This window comes from Terriglobia bacterium (genome assembly GCA_020072645.1).
Classification (GTDB): Bacteria; Acidobacteriota; Terriglobia; order Terriglobales; family Acidobacteriaceae; genus Angelobacter.
This window is the reverse complement of sequence record JAIQGK010000012.1, coordinates 720,040-732,319: the sequence shown is the minus strand read 5'-3', so window position 1 is coordinate 732,319 and position 12,280 is coordinate 720,040. Positions and strand designations below refer to the sequence as shown.

The window sequence follows — 12,280 nt, the reverse complement described above, 5'->3', positions numbered from 1 at the left end:
ACTCGCAACACCGTCACGAACATCTTCTTCCCTGGCTTCACCATTACAACTGGCACCGTCCTCATGGTAGCCTCAACCATGTTCCACCTATCAGCCGCTCCGGCCTCGATCGGAACAACCTCTTGAGACTCCACAGTTAACCCGTGCGAGTAACTCCTGGAACCGTTGATCTTTACGAAGATTGTCATACCGAGGATCTACTTTGATGCTTGTGAGCGCCGGGGAGTGCTCCTTATAAGCCTCCTCCAGAAGCGATATGGCTTTCTCTTGCTGGATTGGCTGGGTTGATCCGGTGTAAGCGACCAGACGGGCCAGAATGGCATCTGAGCGCAATCTTGGTGACACTTCTTCGAATTTCGCCAGTGCATGCCGCGCCTGGGCCACATTACCTGAATGATTATAGATATAGGCTGAGAATGCCCAGTGCCACTGGGGTTTTTCCGCATCTGCCAGCAGCTCATTTTCCTTCAGCGCCTCCGCAAATTTTCCTTGTTGCACGTATGCGGAGGCGAGTAAGGAACGTGCGTTGCTGAAACCTGGATCCATGTCCAGCACGGCGCGAAATTGGTCAATGGCGCGATCGTACTTCCTTGCATAAAAAAGGATTGTGCCGCGGTCGGTAGCGATGATCAGCGACATGGGATCGAGCTGGCGGGCCCGTTCGCTTTCAGCCAGGGCTTCATCGAAACGCCCTTGCCAGGCGAGGTACTCTGCATACCACTGATGGGCAGTCGCGTAGTCAGGATTCAACTGAATGGCACGCCGGAACTCCTTTTCGGCAGTTTGCCAATCGTAGTCATAGTTTTCAGCCACCAGGGCCAGCGACGCATGCGCTTCGGCCAGAGAATCGTCCAGGGCGAGCGCGTTCAGGGCCGCCGCTTTGGCTTTCGGCATAAACTCCTGTTGCGGCGCCGCGTACCAGGTACTCATCAATCCGAACGTATCCGCCAGGCCCGCGTAAGCACTTGCATAGCCTGGGTCTTTGGCGATCGCTTGCTGGAAATAGTTCGCGGCTTGCAGGAACCCGGCAGTGGTCCTCTTATTCCAGAAGTACCGGCCCCTGAGATAAAGATCGTAGGCTTCATAGGAAGCCGTGGAGTGGGCTGGGGCAAGATGATTCGCAGCTTTCACGCCGTTGCCGCAGCCGGCAGGCTGATCATTCCAATTCTGGGACTAACCTTAGACTCCAGATCGCGGAACAGAAGAAGTTGCTGGCCGGCTACCAAGACCACCTTCTACAGAAATCCGTCTTGGTGGCAAAAGCCCGCCAAGCTCTGGGAAATTCAGGCAGTGCCGCTGCAAGGAATGACTACTTCAGGCAAAAGAGCGAGCTGCGGGAATTACATCAATCCCTGGCTGGCCCGGTCCGCGATGCCCAGCTTGTGTTAGCCCGGCTTGAACGACAACAGCAGACTTTACGCCCTTTGGCTGGAAGCCGCCACGCCAGTGGCAGCACCACTGCGGCACTCTCCGCTGCGAAATGACGCTTTTCGCATGAAATAGCTGCGCATTTTCAAGATGCAGAGTCATGCAATACATGGGATTTGTGCCGAGAAGGATGGAAGGTTGCCAAGATGAATGCGCGGATAAAGTTGGTGGCACGGGGCTGTGCCGCCTTGTTTGTCGTTTCTGCTGAATCGGCTGGCGGTCGTGGACGCTCGCGGGCAAAGAAGAAGATCAAACGAATGCTGCTGATCTTACGATCGCCCCTAGCTTCTTTTCGGTGGGCGCGGGCCAAACACAAAGCACTCGCGAAACTGAACCAGAATGACGTTTTCGACTGGCAGGGCCGCCGGAGCAACAGCTTTGCCGAATGTGAGCGGGACGGAATTCTGATGGGCTTCTGATGCATCACAGCGGATCAACCATGGTTCGATGAACCAGAGAACAGATCTCGCCCGTGCGCTGATCACACCGCGGTATCTTCGGCTTCCGAGATGACATTTTTCGAATGAAACGGTTCCCGCACGCTTTCACTATAGGACTGACACAAGGAGATGGGGATGAGGCAGCTTTACAGAAAGGCGATACGGAGAATGACCAACCCACGGCACCGTGCCCTGGTCGCCGCAATGCTGGGCGCAGTATTTGTCACGACGCTGGTTTCAGCCGATAGTCACCTTAACAATCTCAGGCCATTCGACGATCCCACAGGCCGGGTGCGTACCGTGAGCACGAGTGGCGAAGCCGAAGTTAACAATGCTTTTTTTCAGAGCCTGGGCGCCAACGGCCGCAGTTGTGCAACCTGCCATCAGGCAAGCGACGCATGGACAGTTACGCCGGAGCACATTCGCGCACGGTTTGCGGCCTCGGACGGAACCGATCCCATTTTCCGAACCGTGGATGGAGCCAACTGTCCCAGTGCCGACGTGAGTACATTGAGTGCCCGGCGCGGGTCCTACAGTATGCTGCTGAATAAGGGACTGATCCGCGTCTCCATCGGTGTGCCCGCAAATGCGGAATTCGCCGTAACGGGGATCGATGATCCGCACAACTGCGCCGAGACAACACCGGCGGGACTGGCTCTGTTCCGGCGTCCACTTCCCTCTACCAATCTGCCCTTCCTCACCACGGTCATGTGGGACGGACGCGAATCCTTCAAAGGGAAGACGCTTAACTTCAACTTGAGCGATCAGGCAGTCGGGGCGACGCTCGGCCATGCGCAGGCCAGCCAGCCGCCAACCAGCCAGCAAGTTGCCGAGATCGTGAGTTTTGAACTATCGAATTTCACTGCCCAGATTGATGACGATAGGGCGGGCGAACTGCACGCTGACGGCGCTCAAGGCGGACCGAACGCCCTGGCCGTGCAGCCTTTCTCGGTTGGAATCAACGACCCGCTTGGCGGGACACCCCCTGGCGTTGATTTCAACCCGGTGGCGATGACACTGTTCTCAAAATGGGCAAGCTTGAAGGATGACGGCCGGAATTCGGCACGCGCAGCCGTTGCTCGTGGAGAGGCGCTGTTCAACACCTTCCCCATCCCCATCTCAGGCGTGAGCGGCCTGAATGATCTTCCCGGGGTGCCTGCTTCATTTGTGGGAAGTTGCACAACGTGCCATAACACACCGAACGTGGGCGATCATTCCGTTCCGCTGGCCATTAACATTGGCGTAACGGAAGTTCCGCCGGTTCCTGCGCTCGATATCACCGGCCTGCCGGTTTATACCATTCATTGCGACGCAGGCGCGCAGACGCCGATTAACCACGATTCGACGATCCAGACAACCGATCCGGCCCGGGCGCTGATCACCGGGAAATGCGCTGACATAGGCAAAACAAAAGGGCCGATTCTGCGCGGACTGGCGGCACGAGCACCGTATTTTCACAATGGGTCGGCGGCCACCTTGAGAGACGTCATCGATTTTTACGAACAACGTTTCCAGCTTAGCTTTACGGAAGAGCAAAAGAACGATCTGGAGGCATTTCTAAGGAGCTTGTAAAAAAGCTTGCTGGGCGAGCCTGCCTCTCACTCCGGCAAGGAGAAGGCGGATGTTTAGCCGCGGGTAAGGGGAAAACTCTTACCCGCTTTCTTGCTTGGGCTCGCGCGGGGTGTAAAGGATGTCCCAGAACATTTTGTAGAGGATGTCATGGGACTGGACCTGTTCCACCCTCACCGGGATGCAGAAATACCTCAGCTACAACCGGAGAGATCAAGGAAATTTGATCTTTAACGCTTTTTTGCAGGGGGTTTGCGAGAGGGCGGTTTAGCCGCCCTCTGTAAAAGATTTTGAAATGCATTGCGGGAAATCGGCTGCATCTTTTCTGCTACTTCTGGCGAAGGCGTGAATTGATGCTTGCCTGTCGGCTGAGTTTTCTTACCACCACTCTCACTCATCACAACTGATCTCCGTTACCACTCTTCGACGAAAAAGGAAGATGTGTCCTTACCTGTAATCGCCAGCGAACAAATTGACCCGACTGGAGACAGCATCCAAAAGATGCGTCAAAGATTCAACAACAGGTTGCTTTTCCCGCTTACCGAATTGCCCAAACGCTATATAAGGGGAGATTTGGAAATTTGCCTTCTCTGCAATAATGGCCCTGTTAATTTCTACGTTGTCATGTGCATGAATGACAATGGGAGCTGTGACAGGGAAAGTCATTCTCATGTTGAACCCGGTGATAACCAAAACCAGGTTGTGATGCTTATCAATACGGTTCAGTTCATGAACGATGGTGAGCGGATCGTCGGCAGGCTCCGCAGCATGGCACGGTTGGAGCTGATCGATAAGGCTAAGCGCATTGGAATCGGTGATCCCCTTTACCTGTCTGCCGTAACTGGTAATCGTATCTTTATCCCAAGGCTTCCTTTTAGTGACGATGGGAAAAGCAATCTGCCTCTCATTGGAAAGCCTGTAAGCATCGCTGGAAAGCATCCAAGCGATATGGTCGAGGCAAGACCTGAGATGATGGACAACCTCTCCAGTAATCACGCTGAAACGAGGGGGGATTTTGCGGTTTGCCCAAAACTCAAACAATTCTTGGACAGCATTAGTGTTTTCATTGCTGGTGGTGCTGTCTGGGCGTCCATTCAAGAAGGTATTGATCTCGGAATTGAGATTGAGGATATTCTCATTGGCCCGGTTTAGCTTTTCTCGAATATCGATGAGTTGAGCTGGAGTCAATATTTGCCGATTCATTCAGTCCCAAAGCATAGCAGTGAGCGGAAAAAGCACAAATAAAAACCGCCTTTCGGCAGGTCTCGTTATTCGCTGCGGAGAGGCGGCCAGCGTTGATGCGTTTGTAGTTGTGAGTTTTCCAGTCTGAGTAATCGGGCGTGATGCGAAGGAACGGTTCAACGTCAAACCCCGAGATAGGTTCTGTCTTTAAAAAGAATCCCAATTGCGCAATCGTCGTCCATTGTTGAGACTTCAATCCGTTCAACGACCTTGCCACGGACAATGGCGAAGGGGTCTGGTTTGCGTCTCTTGCGGGAACGTTCAGAAGGATTTCACTTTTTCGGTGATCCAAAGCGGTACCCCGCGCCGCGCACGGTGCGCAGGTAAACGGGCTCTTCCGGATCCACCTCAATCTTGGCCCGCAGTTTTCTTACATACACGTCCACGGAGCGCGGACTCACGAACGCGGTGTCCTTCCAGACGGCATCAAGAATCTGGTCACGGGAAAAGACGCGGCCGGCGTTGCGGGCAAGATAATGCAGGAGTCGAAATTCCGTTGCCGTGGCGGGGATTACCGTGCCGCGCACGGTGAGCACCATGGCGAGCGCATCGATTTCCAGGTCGCCCGTGCGGATCACCGTGGGGGCGGGAGGAGCCTCACAGCGGCGCAAGACCGCCTTTACGCGGGCTACCAGCTCACGCGGGCTGAATGGCTTGGTAATGTAGTCGTCCGCGCCGATTTCCAAGCCCCGTATGCGGTCGGCTTCACTGGTCCGTGCCGTCATAAAGACGATTGGCGTGCCGCGCAGCGTTTCTCCTGATTGGCGTATCTGGCGGCAGAGTGCGATTCCGTCTCCGCCGGGAACCATGATATCCAGCAGCAGCAAGGCAGGACGTTCCTTCAGGGCGTCTGCCAGTACGGCGTGCGTGGTGGCATAAACGCGCACGCGATATCCCGCAGCTTCAAGATGATGACGCACCAGGCGCGCAATGTCAGCATCGTCTTCAACGACAAAAAGCTTTTGTTTGTCGTTTGCGGCGATGGCAGTTTCTTCGTCTATCGGCTGATCCACCTGCGGAAGCGTTCTGTTGAGGCCGCCCATACACGTTCAGCGTACAGGGCCAATGTTAATGGAGTGTGAAAACTCGCCAGGGAGAACGCGGATGGGCACTCGTAGGCGGACTCTTTGACGGGTGGCCAGCCGCTGGTATCGGTGACTGATGCTCGTTACTGTTCGTCGGGCGTTGCGCCGAGCGGAACAAATTTCACGGTCGGTCGAGGCGAGACTTGTCTTTGCTGCAGCACGCTAGCGGGTGTGCAGGTAGTCATGCCTGCCGGCACAGGCGCCAGACCATCCTGCCGGCGGAAGAAATAGCTTCGCATGGTGTAACACGTGTTGCGCCGGTTCTCATCGATCAGCTTGCGGTCGATTGTGCGATCAAGCTGCCAGTGCTGCATGGTGGGCAATGCGAGAGTACGAAAATCCTGGGACGCGTTGAGCGGTTGCTGCTGTGGAGCAGCAGTCGCAACAAATAAGAAAATACTTAGAGGCCACATGCCGAGTCCTCCTGCGGGAAATTATAGTCCTACCAGGCGCAAGAATCGCAAAATCCAAAGTGGGAAAAGTTGTTGATGCCGGCAAAAGAAAATCGTGGCGCGATTATTTGCATCTTGTCACCCTCAGGCGTAGGCTTATGGGGTTCAACAGGCGCGAATGGCAGGAAAGATTGATTGTCATCGTTTAAATAAAGAATGGAAGAGATCGCCCGTTAGCTAGCGCCTGCACTCCAGTAAAGAAGGATCGCATGAAGAATATTTATGTAGGCAATCTGGATTTTAACGTCAGTGAAGATGAGCTTCGGCAGGCTTTTGCAGCTTACGGGCAGGTCGAAAACGTTACAGTTTTGAAAGACCGCGATACCGGACAGCCACGCGGCTTTGGGTTCGTGGAAATGGCAAATGACGAAGAAGCCGAAAAAGCCATCAGCGCGATGAACGGATACCAACTGGGATCGCGCGCGTTGAATGTGAATGAAGCACGACCAAAAACGGGCGGCGGCGGTGGCGGATTTAGTCGCGGTGGCGGAGGAGGCTTTGGCCGTAGCGGTGGTGGTTTTGGCCGCGGTGGCGGCGGCGGAGGAAGAGGCGGCAATCGCGGCGGCGGTGGTGGCGGCGGACGCAGATACTAAGAAATTGCAAATGCAAAAAAGACGCAGATCTTCAGCCTGCGTCTTTTCTTTTGCTGCCACGTTGCAACCTACACAAACTCTACTTGCGGCTTGTGCGGGATGATTCCGGCTTTGTATCCCATATCCAGAAGTTTCACCACGGCCGCTTTTCCGTCTTCGCCGTAATCCAGCGTCCGATTGTTTACATACATGCCCACAAAGCGGTCTGCCATCTGCGGATCCAGATCGCGGGCAAACTGCATGGCATAAGCCAGCGCTGGCTCGCGATGGTCAAGCGCGTACTGAATGCTGTCACGCAATGCCTTGGTCACTTGCGCAATCAACTCCGGCCCCAGCTCGCGACGAATCGCATTCCCGCCCAGCGGCAGCGGCAATCCGGTTTGTTCATGCCACCATTTACCCAGATCCAGAATGCGCTTCAGCCCTGAGCGCTCATACGTCAACTGCCCTTCATGGATGATCAGCCCTGCCTCGTACTTCCCGGCGATAACTTCAGGAATGATCCGATCAAACGGCACCACGGCGGTTTCGATTTTCGGCGCAAAAAGTTTCAACGCAAGATACGCCGTCGTCATGGTACCCGGGACAGCGATCTTCATGGTCTTAAGTTCTTCCAGTCCGACCATGCGCGGTGAAATCACCATCGGCCCGTATTGTTCGCCCACACTTCCGCCGCAGGGCATCAGAGAGTATTTATCCTGGACGTATGGATATGCGTGGAAGGAGATGGCGCTCACGTCATAAAAACCTTCCATGGCCTTGCGGTTCAGGGTCTCGATGTCCGTCAGCGTGTGAGAAAACTTCAGGCCCGGCACGCGGACTTTGTTCGTGGCTAGCGCATAGAACATAAAAGCGTCGTCAGAGTCAGGGCTATGAGCGACGGTAATTTCGCGAACTGCGGAAGAAACAGACGAAGATGACATACTTGAAATCCTACAACACTCTGAGCGTTCTTGCGGTCAGAGGAAATAATCTCTTGCTCGTGTAAAGGTTTCACACCGGCTTGGGGCAGGCTTTCAGCCGATGATAATCAAACTAAGTTTTTTCTACAGGTTCCTGCTCGGGCGCCACTTCCACGACGGGACTCGGCGGCGTGATATGAGGCCGTTGCAAATGCCAGCGCAGTCGCCAGAACATGGCGCCCACCGCCGCCACAATGGCCACGATGGAGAGCGCTAACAGTACATATAGGGCCTTCATCAGCATTTGCGGGTAGCATACCAGAGCTGCGCGCCGCGTGGCCCCTGAAAAAGCTCTTAGACGCCCACGGGGAAAGGCTTAGTATGCGGCTCTTGAGATGCCCTGCTGCGGCGTTCAAACCGCCCTTGCAGCAATGACATTAATCCCGTGTACCAGTATCCCAACACAAAAAGCAGCAGGAATGGGATCGTCCAATAATTTCCGCTGGTAAAAGCGTACGCGCACATAAGAATAAAATACGTTCCCACCAGCAGCTCCAGCCACGGAACGATGCCCAATCGCCGCCGATATTTCTGTCCCTGGGCTTTATCCGCCTTTGATTGCACTGCATACTTGGGCGTGCGCTTGAACGATGACTTGATGCCCAGTAGCGCCTCAATCACCGCGCGGGTGTTCGTCAACGTTAGTCCGATTCCCAGCGCCATGAGGAACGGAAGAAATAAAAAAGTTCGCGGCCAGCGTCGCGGAAAAAGTTCTTTTTGCGAGACCAGATAAAAGCTGGAAATGGAAAACGTGGACGCCATGAAGAGCGGCAGATCGATCACCAGCATCTGGAACCAGCCGCCAAACGACCGGATAATCATGGCCGGCATGAGCAGCGTGGAAAGCACAATCATCAGCGGATAGCTCAGGTTCGCGCTCAGGTGATAAAACGCTTCCACCTTCACGCGGAACGGAGCTTTGCTCTTAAATACCTTGGGCAAAATTTTCTTGCCTGTCTGGATCAAGCCTTTGGCCCAGCGTGCCTGCTGGGTTTTAAATGCCGTCATCTCAATCGGCAGCTCCGCCGGGCATTCCACATCCTGCAAATATTTAAACTTCCAACCCGCCAGCTGTGACCGATAGGAAAGGTCAGTATCTTCAGTCAGCGTGTCATGTTCCCAGCCGCCCGCGTCCGCGATGGCCTGCCTTCGCCACATGCCTGCCGTGCCGTTGAAGTTGAAAAACACATGGCTGCGCGACCGTCCACCGTGCTCCAGCACAAAATGCCCGTCCAGCAAAATGGCCTCGACCTCGGTCAGGAAAGAATAATTGCGGTTCAGGTGTGTCCAGCGCGTCTGCACCATGCCGATCTTCGGATCGGTAAAGTGGTGCACCACGCGCATCAGCCAGTCTTCCGGAGGAACAAAGTCAGCGTCGAAGATGGCCACCAGCTCGCCCTTGGCGGTCAGCAGTCCGTTTTGCAGCGCGCCGGCCTTAAAGCCTTCGCGGTTCGTGCGGTGAATATAAGTAATCGGGTGGCCTAGCGCGGCGTAGCGGTCCACCACAGCCTGCGCCACTTTTACCGTTTCGTCCGTGGAATCGTCCAGCACCTGAATATCGAGCTTGTCTTTGGGATAGTCGAGCCTGCAGATTGCTTCCACCAGTCGGTCCACCACAAACTGCTCGTTGTAAATCGGCAGCTGGATGGTCACGCGCGGAAGCTCCGCGAACTTTGCCGCCGGCTCGGTCGTCCGGTTCTTGCGGTTGCGGTAATACATGTACACCAGCGCGTAACGGTGCATGCCGTAACCAGCCAGAATCACCATCACAATGAAGTAGGGAATGAGCAGCGCCAGATCAAAGCCGTTTGGGGAGTAGAGACCCTTGAAAGTCCGGTCCATGAACTGGCTTTTGAAATAATGGACAATTCCCCTCTGCGAATTGACAAGGAGGAACATCACCAAACCGGCGCACAAATTCAACGTATACACTCCACAAAGGGGGAACTAAGAATCCTTTATTGTATCGCAACTCCAACAATCACTTTTGCCGCACTTTTGCACGTGGCGGAGCGGCGTAGCCAATCAGAGTCCTAGAGCCTAATCTCTTTCCTTGGTACGCCAATAGCGTATATAATACATTTTGTACGCCAATAGCGTACCCTTATGGAATTCTTTGAAGCGCCGGCATTCACGCGTTTTCTGCGGGAGTACCTCAGCGATGAGGGGTACCGCGGCTTGCAACACTTGCTCGCTCTCAATCCTGAATTGGGCGATGTGATGGCGGGCACTGGCGGTTTTCGCAAGCTGCGGTGGGCAGACCCGCGCAGGGGAAAAGGGCGACGAGGCGGACTGAGGGTCATCTACTACTACTTTTCCGCGGAACAGCAAATCTGGCTGATGACTGTATATGGGAAAGATGAGGCAGACGATCTTACTCCGAAAGAGAAGAAGGCACTCCATACAGCGATAGCAGCAGAACTAAAGCAGCGCGAGGAGAAGCGGAGCCGCAAAATCAGGAGGTAATGGAATATGGCAAAACGCAAGATTTTTGATGAGTTGATGGAAGGTGTTGCCGCGATGCAAGAACAGCGCGCAGGAAAGATCACCTTGCGGAGTTACAAAGTAAAGCCGGCGCGCCTGCCGCGAGTCAACGGGCGAACGATCCGCCAGACGCGCGAGCGCTTGAATTTTTCCCGTCCGGTATTTGCGCGGAAGCTGCACATCAACGAGCGGACCCTGGAAAAATGGGAGCAAGGGCGAGCCAAGCCTAACCCACAAGCCGCTACGCTTTTGCTGCTGGTGAGCAGGTATCCCGATACGCTGGAGAGGTTAGAGAGAATTGCGGCGGGTTAATCGGAGAACTGCCGCCTTCCCTTCCTTGCTTCGCTGCGCCAGAAAAAGCGCACTCTCCGCAAAGGATGGGGCTGCACGCCGGACGATTGAACCCTTTACGACATCGAACTGGGCATAATTTAAAGCTAACGGGGCGACGCATTAGGGACCCGCAGCACAAGCGTGCTGTTTCAATCGCTCTACACAAAGGACTGTAAAGCGGGAATAAGATCGGCGATGCGCCTATAGCATCTCTCAAACAACAGCGACGCGACATCCAGATTGCCGAGTCCGATCACTCTTGTGTTCTCTGCCTTCCGAGAGTTGTGGCCAAACTCTGCGTACGTTGCTCAATGTCATGTTTGCAATAGAAGGGAACACGGACATCCACATTTAGTAATCCTATTACCTTCTAAACCTGCCGAGCGAGAAATAGAGTGGCTCAACCCGCTCAAAATAAGTTTGATCTGGAGACAAAAGGTAAATTCTAAGACAACGCAGGAAACCGCTTTTGCTAAATTGAAATTCGCGATCATTCGCGTAAATTCGCGGCTAGGCTTGCCTAATTCAAGAACAACTGCCGATACAACGTATCTCTTCTCTTCGGCACAAAACCCGCATCGCGAATCATTCTCCGCAGCTCTTCTTCTGTGGTGCAGTTGGTCACGCCGGCAGAGCGCACGACGTTTTCTTCGAGCATCACGGAGCCAACATCATTGCCGCCAAAGCGCAAGCCAAGCTGGCAGACTTTCAGCCCTTGCGTCACCCAGCTTGATTGCACGTTCTTGAAGTTCGAAAGATAAAGTCGAGCGATGGCCAGCACTTTCAGGTATTCAACTGCCGTGGCTTCTTCCCAGTGGCGGCCGCCCAGTGCGGTGTTGCCCGGCTGAAAGCTCCACGGGATAAACGCGGTAAAGCCGCCGGTCTCTTCCTGCAATTCATACACTCGCTGGAAGTGATTGATGCGATGCTCAAAAGTTTCGCCCACGCCAAACATCATGGTTGCCGTGGTGCGCATGCCCAGCTTGTGGGCCGTGCGGTGGACGTTAAGCCAGTCGTCGGTCAGGCATTTCAGGCGGGCAATTTTGTAGCGAACTTCGTCGTCCAGAATTTCCGCGCCGCCGCCGGGGATGGAATCCAGCCCCGCCGCGCGCAGGCGAATGATTGTCTCTTCAATCGAGAGGCCGCTTACATCGGCAAAGTGAATGATCTCTGACGCGGAAAAGCAATGCAGGTGAATCTGAGGAAAGCGCTGCTTGATGCCGCGCAGCATCTCCTCATACCACTCAATCTTCAAGTCCGGATGCAGCCCGCCCTGCATCAGTACGCCCGTGCCGCCCAGCTCCACGGTCTCGCGGATTTTGTCATAGATCGTTTCCATCTCCAGCACGTAGCCCTTGGCGCGTCCGGGGCCTTTCACCGGGGCGTAAAAGGCGCAGAAGGTGCAGTATTCCGTGCAGAAATTCGTGTAGTTAATGTTCCGATCGATGATGTAGGTGGCCACGCCTTCAGGATGCAGCTTGCGGCGAAGCGAATCGGCTTCCATGCCCAGGCCGATCAGATCGTCTGAGCGGAAAAGGTCCAGTGCTTGTTGTTTGGTCAGGGACATTGTGCCCTTCCATTTTACCGGAATCGCCCAAATTGGGCGATTTTGGTTGCCATTTTGCCGTCTTGCTGATTTGATTGCCAAGTCTCATCCCGCGAAAAATCGTGAATCAAGCTATATGCGGTAAA

13 protein-coding genes are annotated in these 12,280 nt (G+C 54.6%); 5 read left to right on the top strand and 8 right to left on the bottom strand.

Annotated elements, in window-relative coordinates; all coding sequences use genetic code 11:
• Window positions 1-140: IS481 family transposase (locus LAO76_19750; protein MBZ5493157.1), on the top strand; the 140-nt coding region annotated here is incomplete at its 5' end.
• Here the strand turns inward: LAO76_19750 and LAO76_19745 are convergent.
• Window positions 91-894: a tetratricopeptide repeat protein gene (locus tag LAO76_19745; GenBank protein MBZ5493156.1), complete on the bottom strand. Its 804-nt coding sequence runs from the start codon at window positions 892-894 to the stop codon at window positions 91-93. The two genes, LAO76_19750 and LAO76_19745, sit on opposite strands and share 50 nt — an antisense overlap.
• A gap of 1,109 nt (window positions 895-2,003) precedes the next feature.
• Here LAO76_19745 and LAO76_19740 point away from each other — a divergent pair.
• Complete coding sequence (locus LAO76_19740; protein ID MBZ5493155.1) at window positions 2,004-3,440, top strand: hypothetical protein; 1,437 nt, start codon at window positions 2,004-2,006, stop codon at window positions 3,438-3,440.
• 444 nt (window positions 3,441-3,884) lie between these two features.
• Here the strand turns inward: LAO76_19740 and LAO76_19735 are convergent, their stop codons facing one another.
• The 3 genes from LAO76_19735 to LAO76_19725 all read right to left on the bottom strand — a co-directional run bounded on the left by LAO76_19735 (window position 3,885) and on the right by LAO76_19725 (window position 6,177).
• Window positions 3,885-4,640: a hypothetical protein gene (locus LAO76_19735; GenBank protein MBZ5493154.1), complete on the bottom strand. Its 756-nt coding sequence runs from the start codon at window positions 4,638-4,640 to the stop codon at window positions 3,885-3,887.
• Between the two features lie 311 nt (window positions 4,641-4,951).
• Window positions 4,952-5,722 (bottom strand): response regulator transcription factor, encoded by a 771-nt coding sequence (locus LAO76_19730; GenBank protein MBZ5493153.1) that lies wholly within the window; start codon window positions 5,720-5,722, stop codon window positions 4,952-4,954.
• A 125-nt stretch (window positions 5,723-5,847) separates the two neighbouring features.
• Window positions 5,848-6,177 (bottom strand): hypothetical protein, encoded by a 330-nt coding sequence (locus LAO76_19725; protein ID MBZ5493152.1) that lies wholly within the window; start codon window positions 6,175-6,177, stop codon window positions 5,848-5,850.
• A 248-nt stretch (window positions 6,178-6,425) separates the two neighbouring features.
• On the opposite strand from LAO76_19725, the gene LAO76_19720 reads away from it, so the two are divergent.
• The gene (locus tag LAO76_19720) at window positions 6,426-6,809 is read left to right on the top strand and encodes an RNA-binding protein (GenBank protein MBZ5493151.1); all 384 of its coding nucleotides are present in this window, start codon (window positions 6,426-6,428) and stop codon (window positions 6,807-6,809) included.
• Window positions 6,810-6,877: 68 nt separating this feature from the next.
• Here LAO76_19720 and LAO76_19715 read toward each other — a convergent pair whose 3' ends face one another.
• From LAO76_19715 to LAO76_19705, 3 genes are all read right to left on the bottom strand, one after another.
• A complete protein-coding gene (locus LAO76_19715; protein ID MBZ5493150.1) occupies window positions 6,878-7,732 on the bottom strand; it encodes an ABC transporter substrate-binding protein in 855 nt (284 codons plus the stop codon).
• Between the two features lie 112 nt (window positions 7,733-7,844).
• A complete protein-coding gene (locus LAO76_19710; protein MBZ5493149.1) occupies window positions 7,845-8,009 on the bottom strand; it encodes a hypothetical protein in 165 nt (54 codons plus the stop codon).
• 56 nt (window positions 8,010-8,065) lie between these two features.
• On the bottom strand, window positions 8,066-9,670 hold the full coding sequence (locus tag LAO76_19705) for a glycosyltransferase family 2 protein (protein MBZ5493148.1): 1,605 nt from the start codon (window positions 9,668-9,670) through the stop codon (window positions 8,066-8,068).
• Window positions 9,671-9,877: 207 nt separating this feature from the next.
• Between LAO76_19705 and LAO76_19700 the strand changes: the two genes are divergently transcribed.
• Both LAO76_19700 and LAO76_19695 read left to right on the top strand, forming a co-directional pair.
• Window positions 9,878-10,237, top strand: coding sequence for a type II toxin-antitoxin system RelE/ParE family toxin (locus LAO76_19700; protein ID MBZ5493147.1), 360 nt, complete (start codon window positions 9,878-9,880; stop codon window positions 10,235-10,237).
• 6 nt (window positions 10,238-10,243) lie between these two features.
• Window positions 10,244-10,567 (top strand): helix-turn-helix domain-containing protein, encoded by a 324-nt coding sequence (locus tag LAO76_19695; protein MBZ5493146.1) that lies wholly within the window; start codon window positions 10,244-10,246, stop codon window positions 10,565-10,567.
• Window positions 10,568-11,108: 541 nt separating this feature from the next.
• Here LAO76_19695 and mqnC read toward each other — a convergent pair.
• Window positions 11,109-12,155 carry a dehypoxanthine futalosine cyclase gene (gene mqnC, locus LAO76_19690; GenBank protein MBZ5493145.1) on the bottom strand — a complete coding sequence of 349 codons (1,047 nt, stop codon included), beginning with the start codon at window positions 12,153-12,155 and terminating at the stop codon, window positions 11,109-11,111.
• Window positions 12,156-12,280: the final 125 nt, after the last annotated feature.

Bases quoted from the DNA above. Each gene is read 5' to 3' on its own strand.
- LAO76_19705 (MBZ5493148.1), bottom strand. From the start codon at position 9,670: ATGTTCCTCCTTGTCAATTCGCAGAGGGGAATTGTCCATTATTTCAAA.
- LAO76_19735 (MBZ5493154.1), bottom strand. From the start codon at position 4,640: ATGAATCGGCAAATATTGACTCCAGCTCAACTCATCGATATTCGAGAA.
- LAO76_19715 (MBZ5493150.1), bottom strand. From the start codon at position 7,732: ATGTCATCTTCGTCTGTTTCTTCCGCAGTTCGCGAAATTACCGTCGCT.
- LAO76_19710 (MBZ5493149.1), bottom strand. From the start codon at position 8,009: ATGAAGGCCCTATATGTACTGTTAGCGCTCTCCATCGTGGCCATTGTG.
- LAO76_19725 (MBZ5493152.1), bottom strand. From the start codon at position 6,177: ATGTGGCCTCTAAGTATTTTCTTATTTGTTGCGACTGCTGCTCCACAG.
- LAO76_19745 (MBZ5493156.1), bottom strand. From the start codon at position 894: ATGCCGAAAGCCAAAGCGGCGGCCCTGAACGCGCTCGCCCTGGACGAT.
- mqnC (MBZ5493145.1), bottom strand. From the start codon at position 12,155: ATGTCCCTGACCAAACAACAAGCACTGGACCTTTTCCGCTCAGACGAT.
- LAO76_19700 (MBZ5493147.1), top strand. From the start codon at position 9,878: ATGGAATTCTTTGAAGCGCCGGCATTCACGCGTTTTCTGCGGGAGTAC.
- LAO76_19695 (MBZ5493146.1), top strand. From the start codon at position 10,244: ATGGCAAAACGCAAGATTTTTGATGAGTTGATGGAAGGTGTTGCCGCG.
- LAO76_19740 (MBZ5493155.1), top strand. From the start codon at position 2,004: ATGAGGCAGCTTTACAGAAAGGCGATACGGAGAATGACCAACCCACGG.
- LAO76_19730 (MBZ5493153.1), bottom strand. From the start codon at position 5,722: ATGGGCGGCCTCAACAGAACGCTTCCGCAGGTGGATCAGCCGATAGAC.
- LAO76_19720 (MBZ5493151.1), top strand. From the start codon at position 6,426: ATGAAGAATATTTATGTAGGCAATCTGGATTTTAACGTCAGTGAAGAT.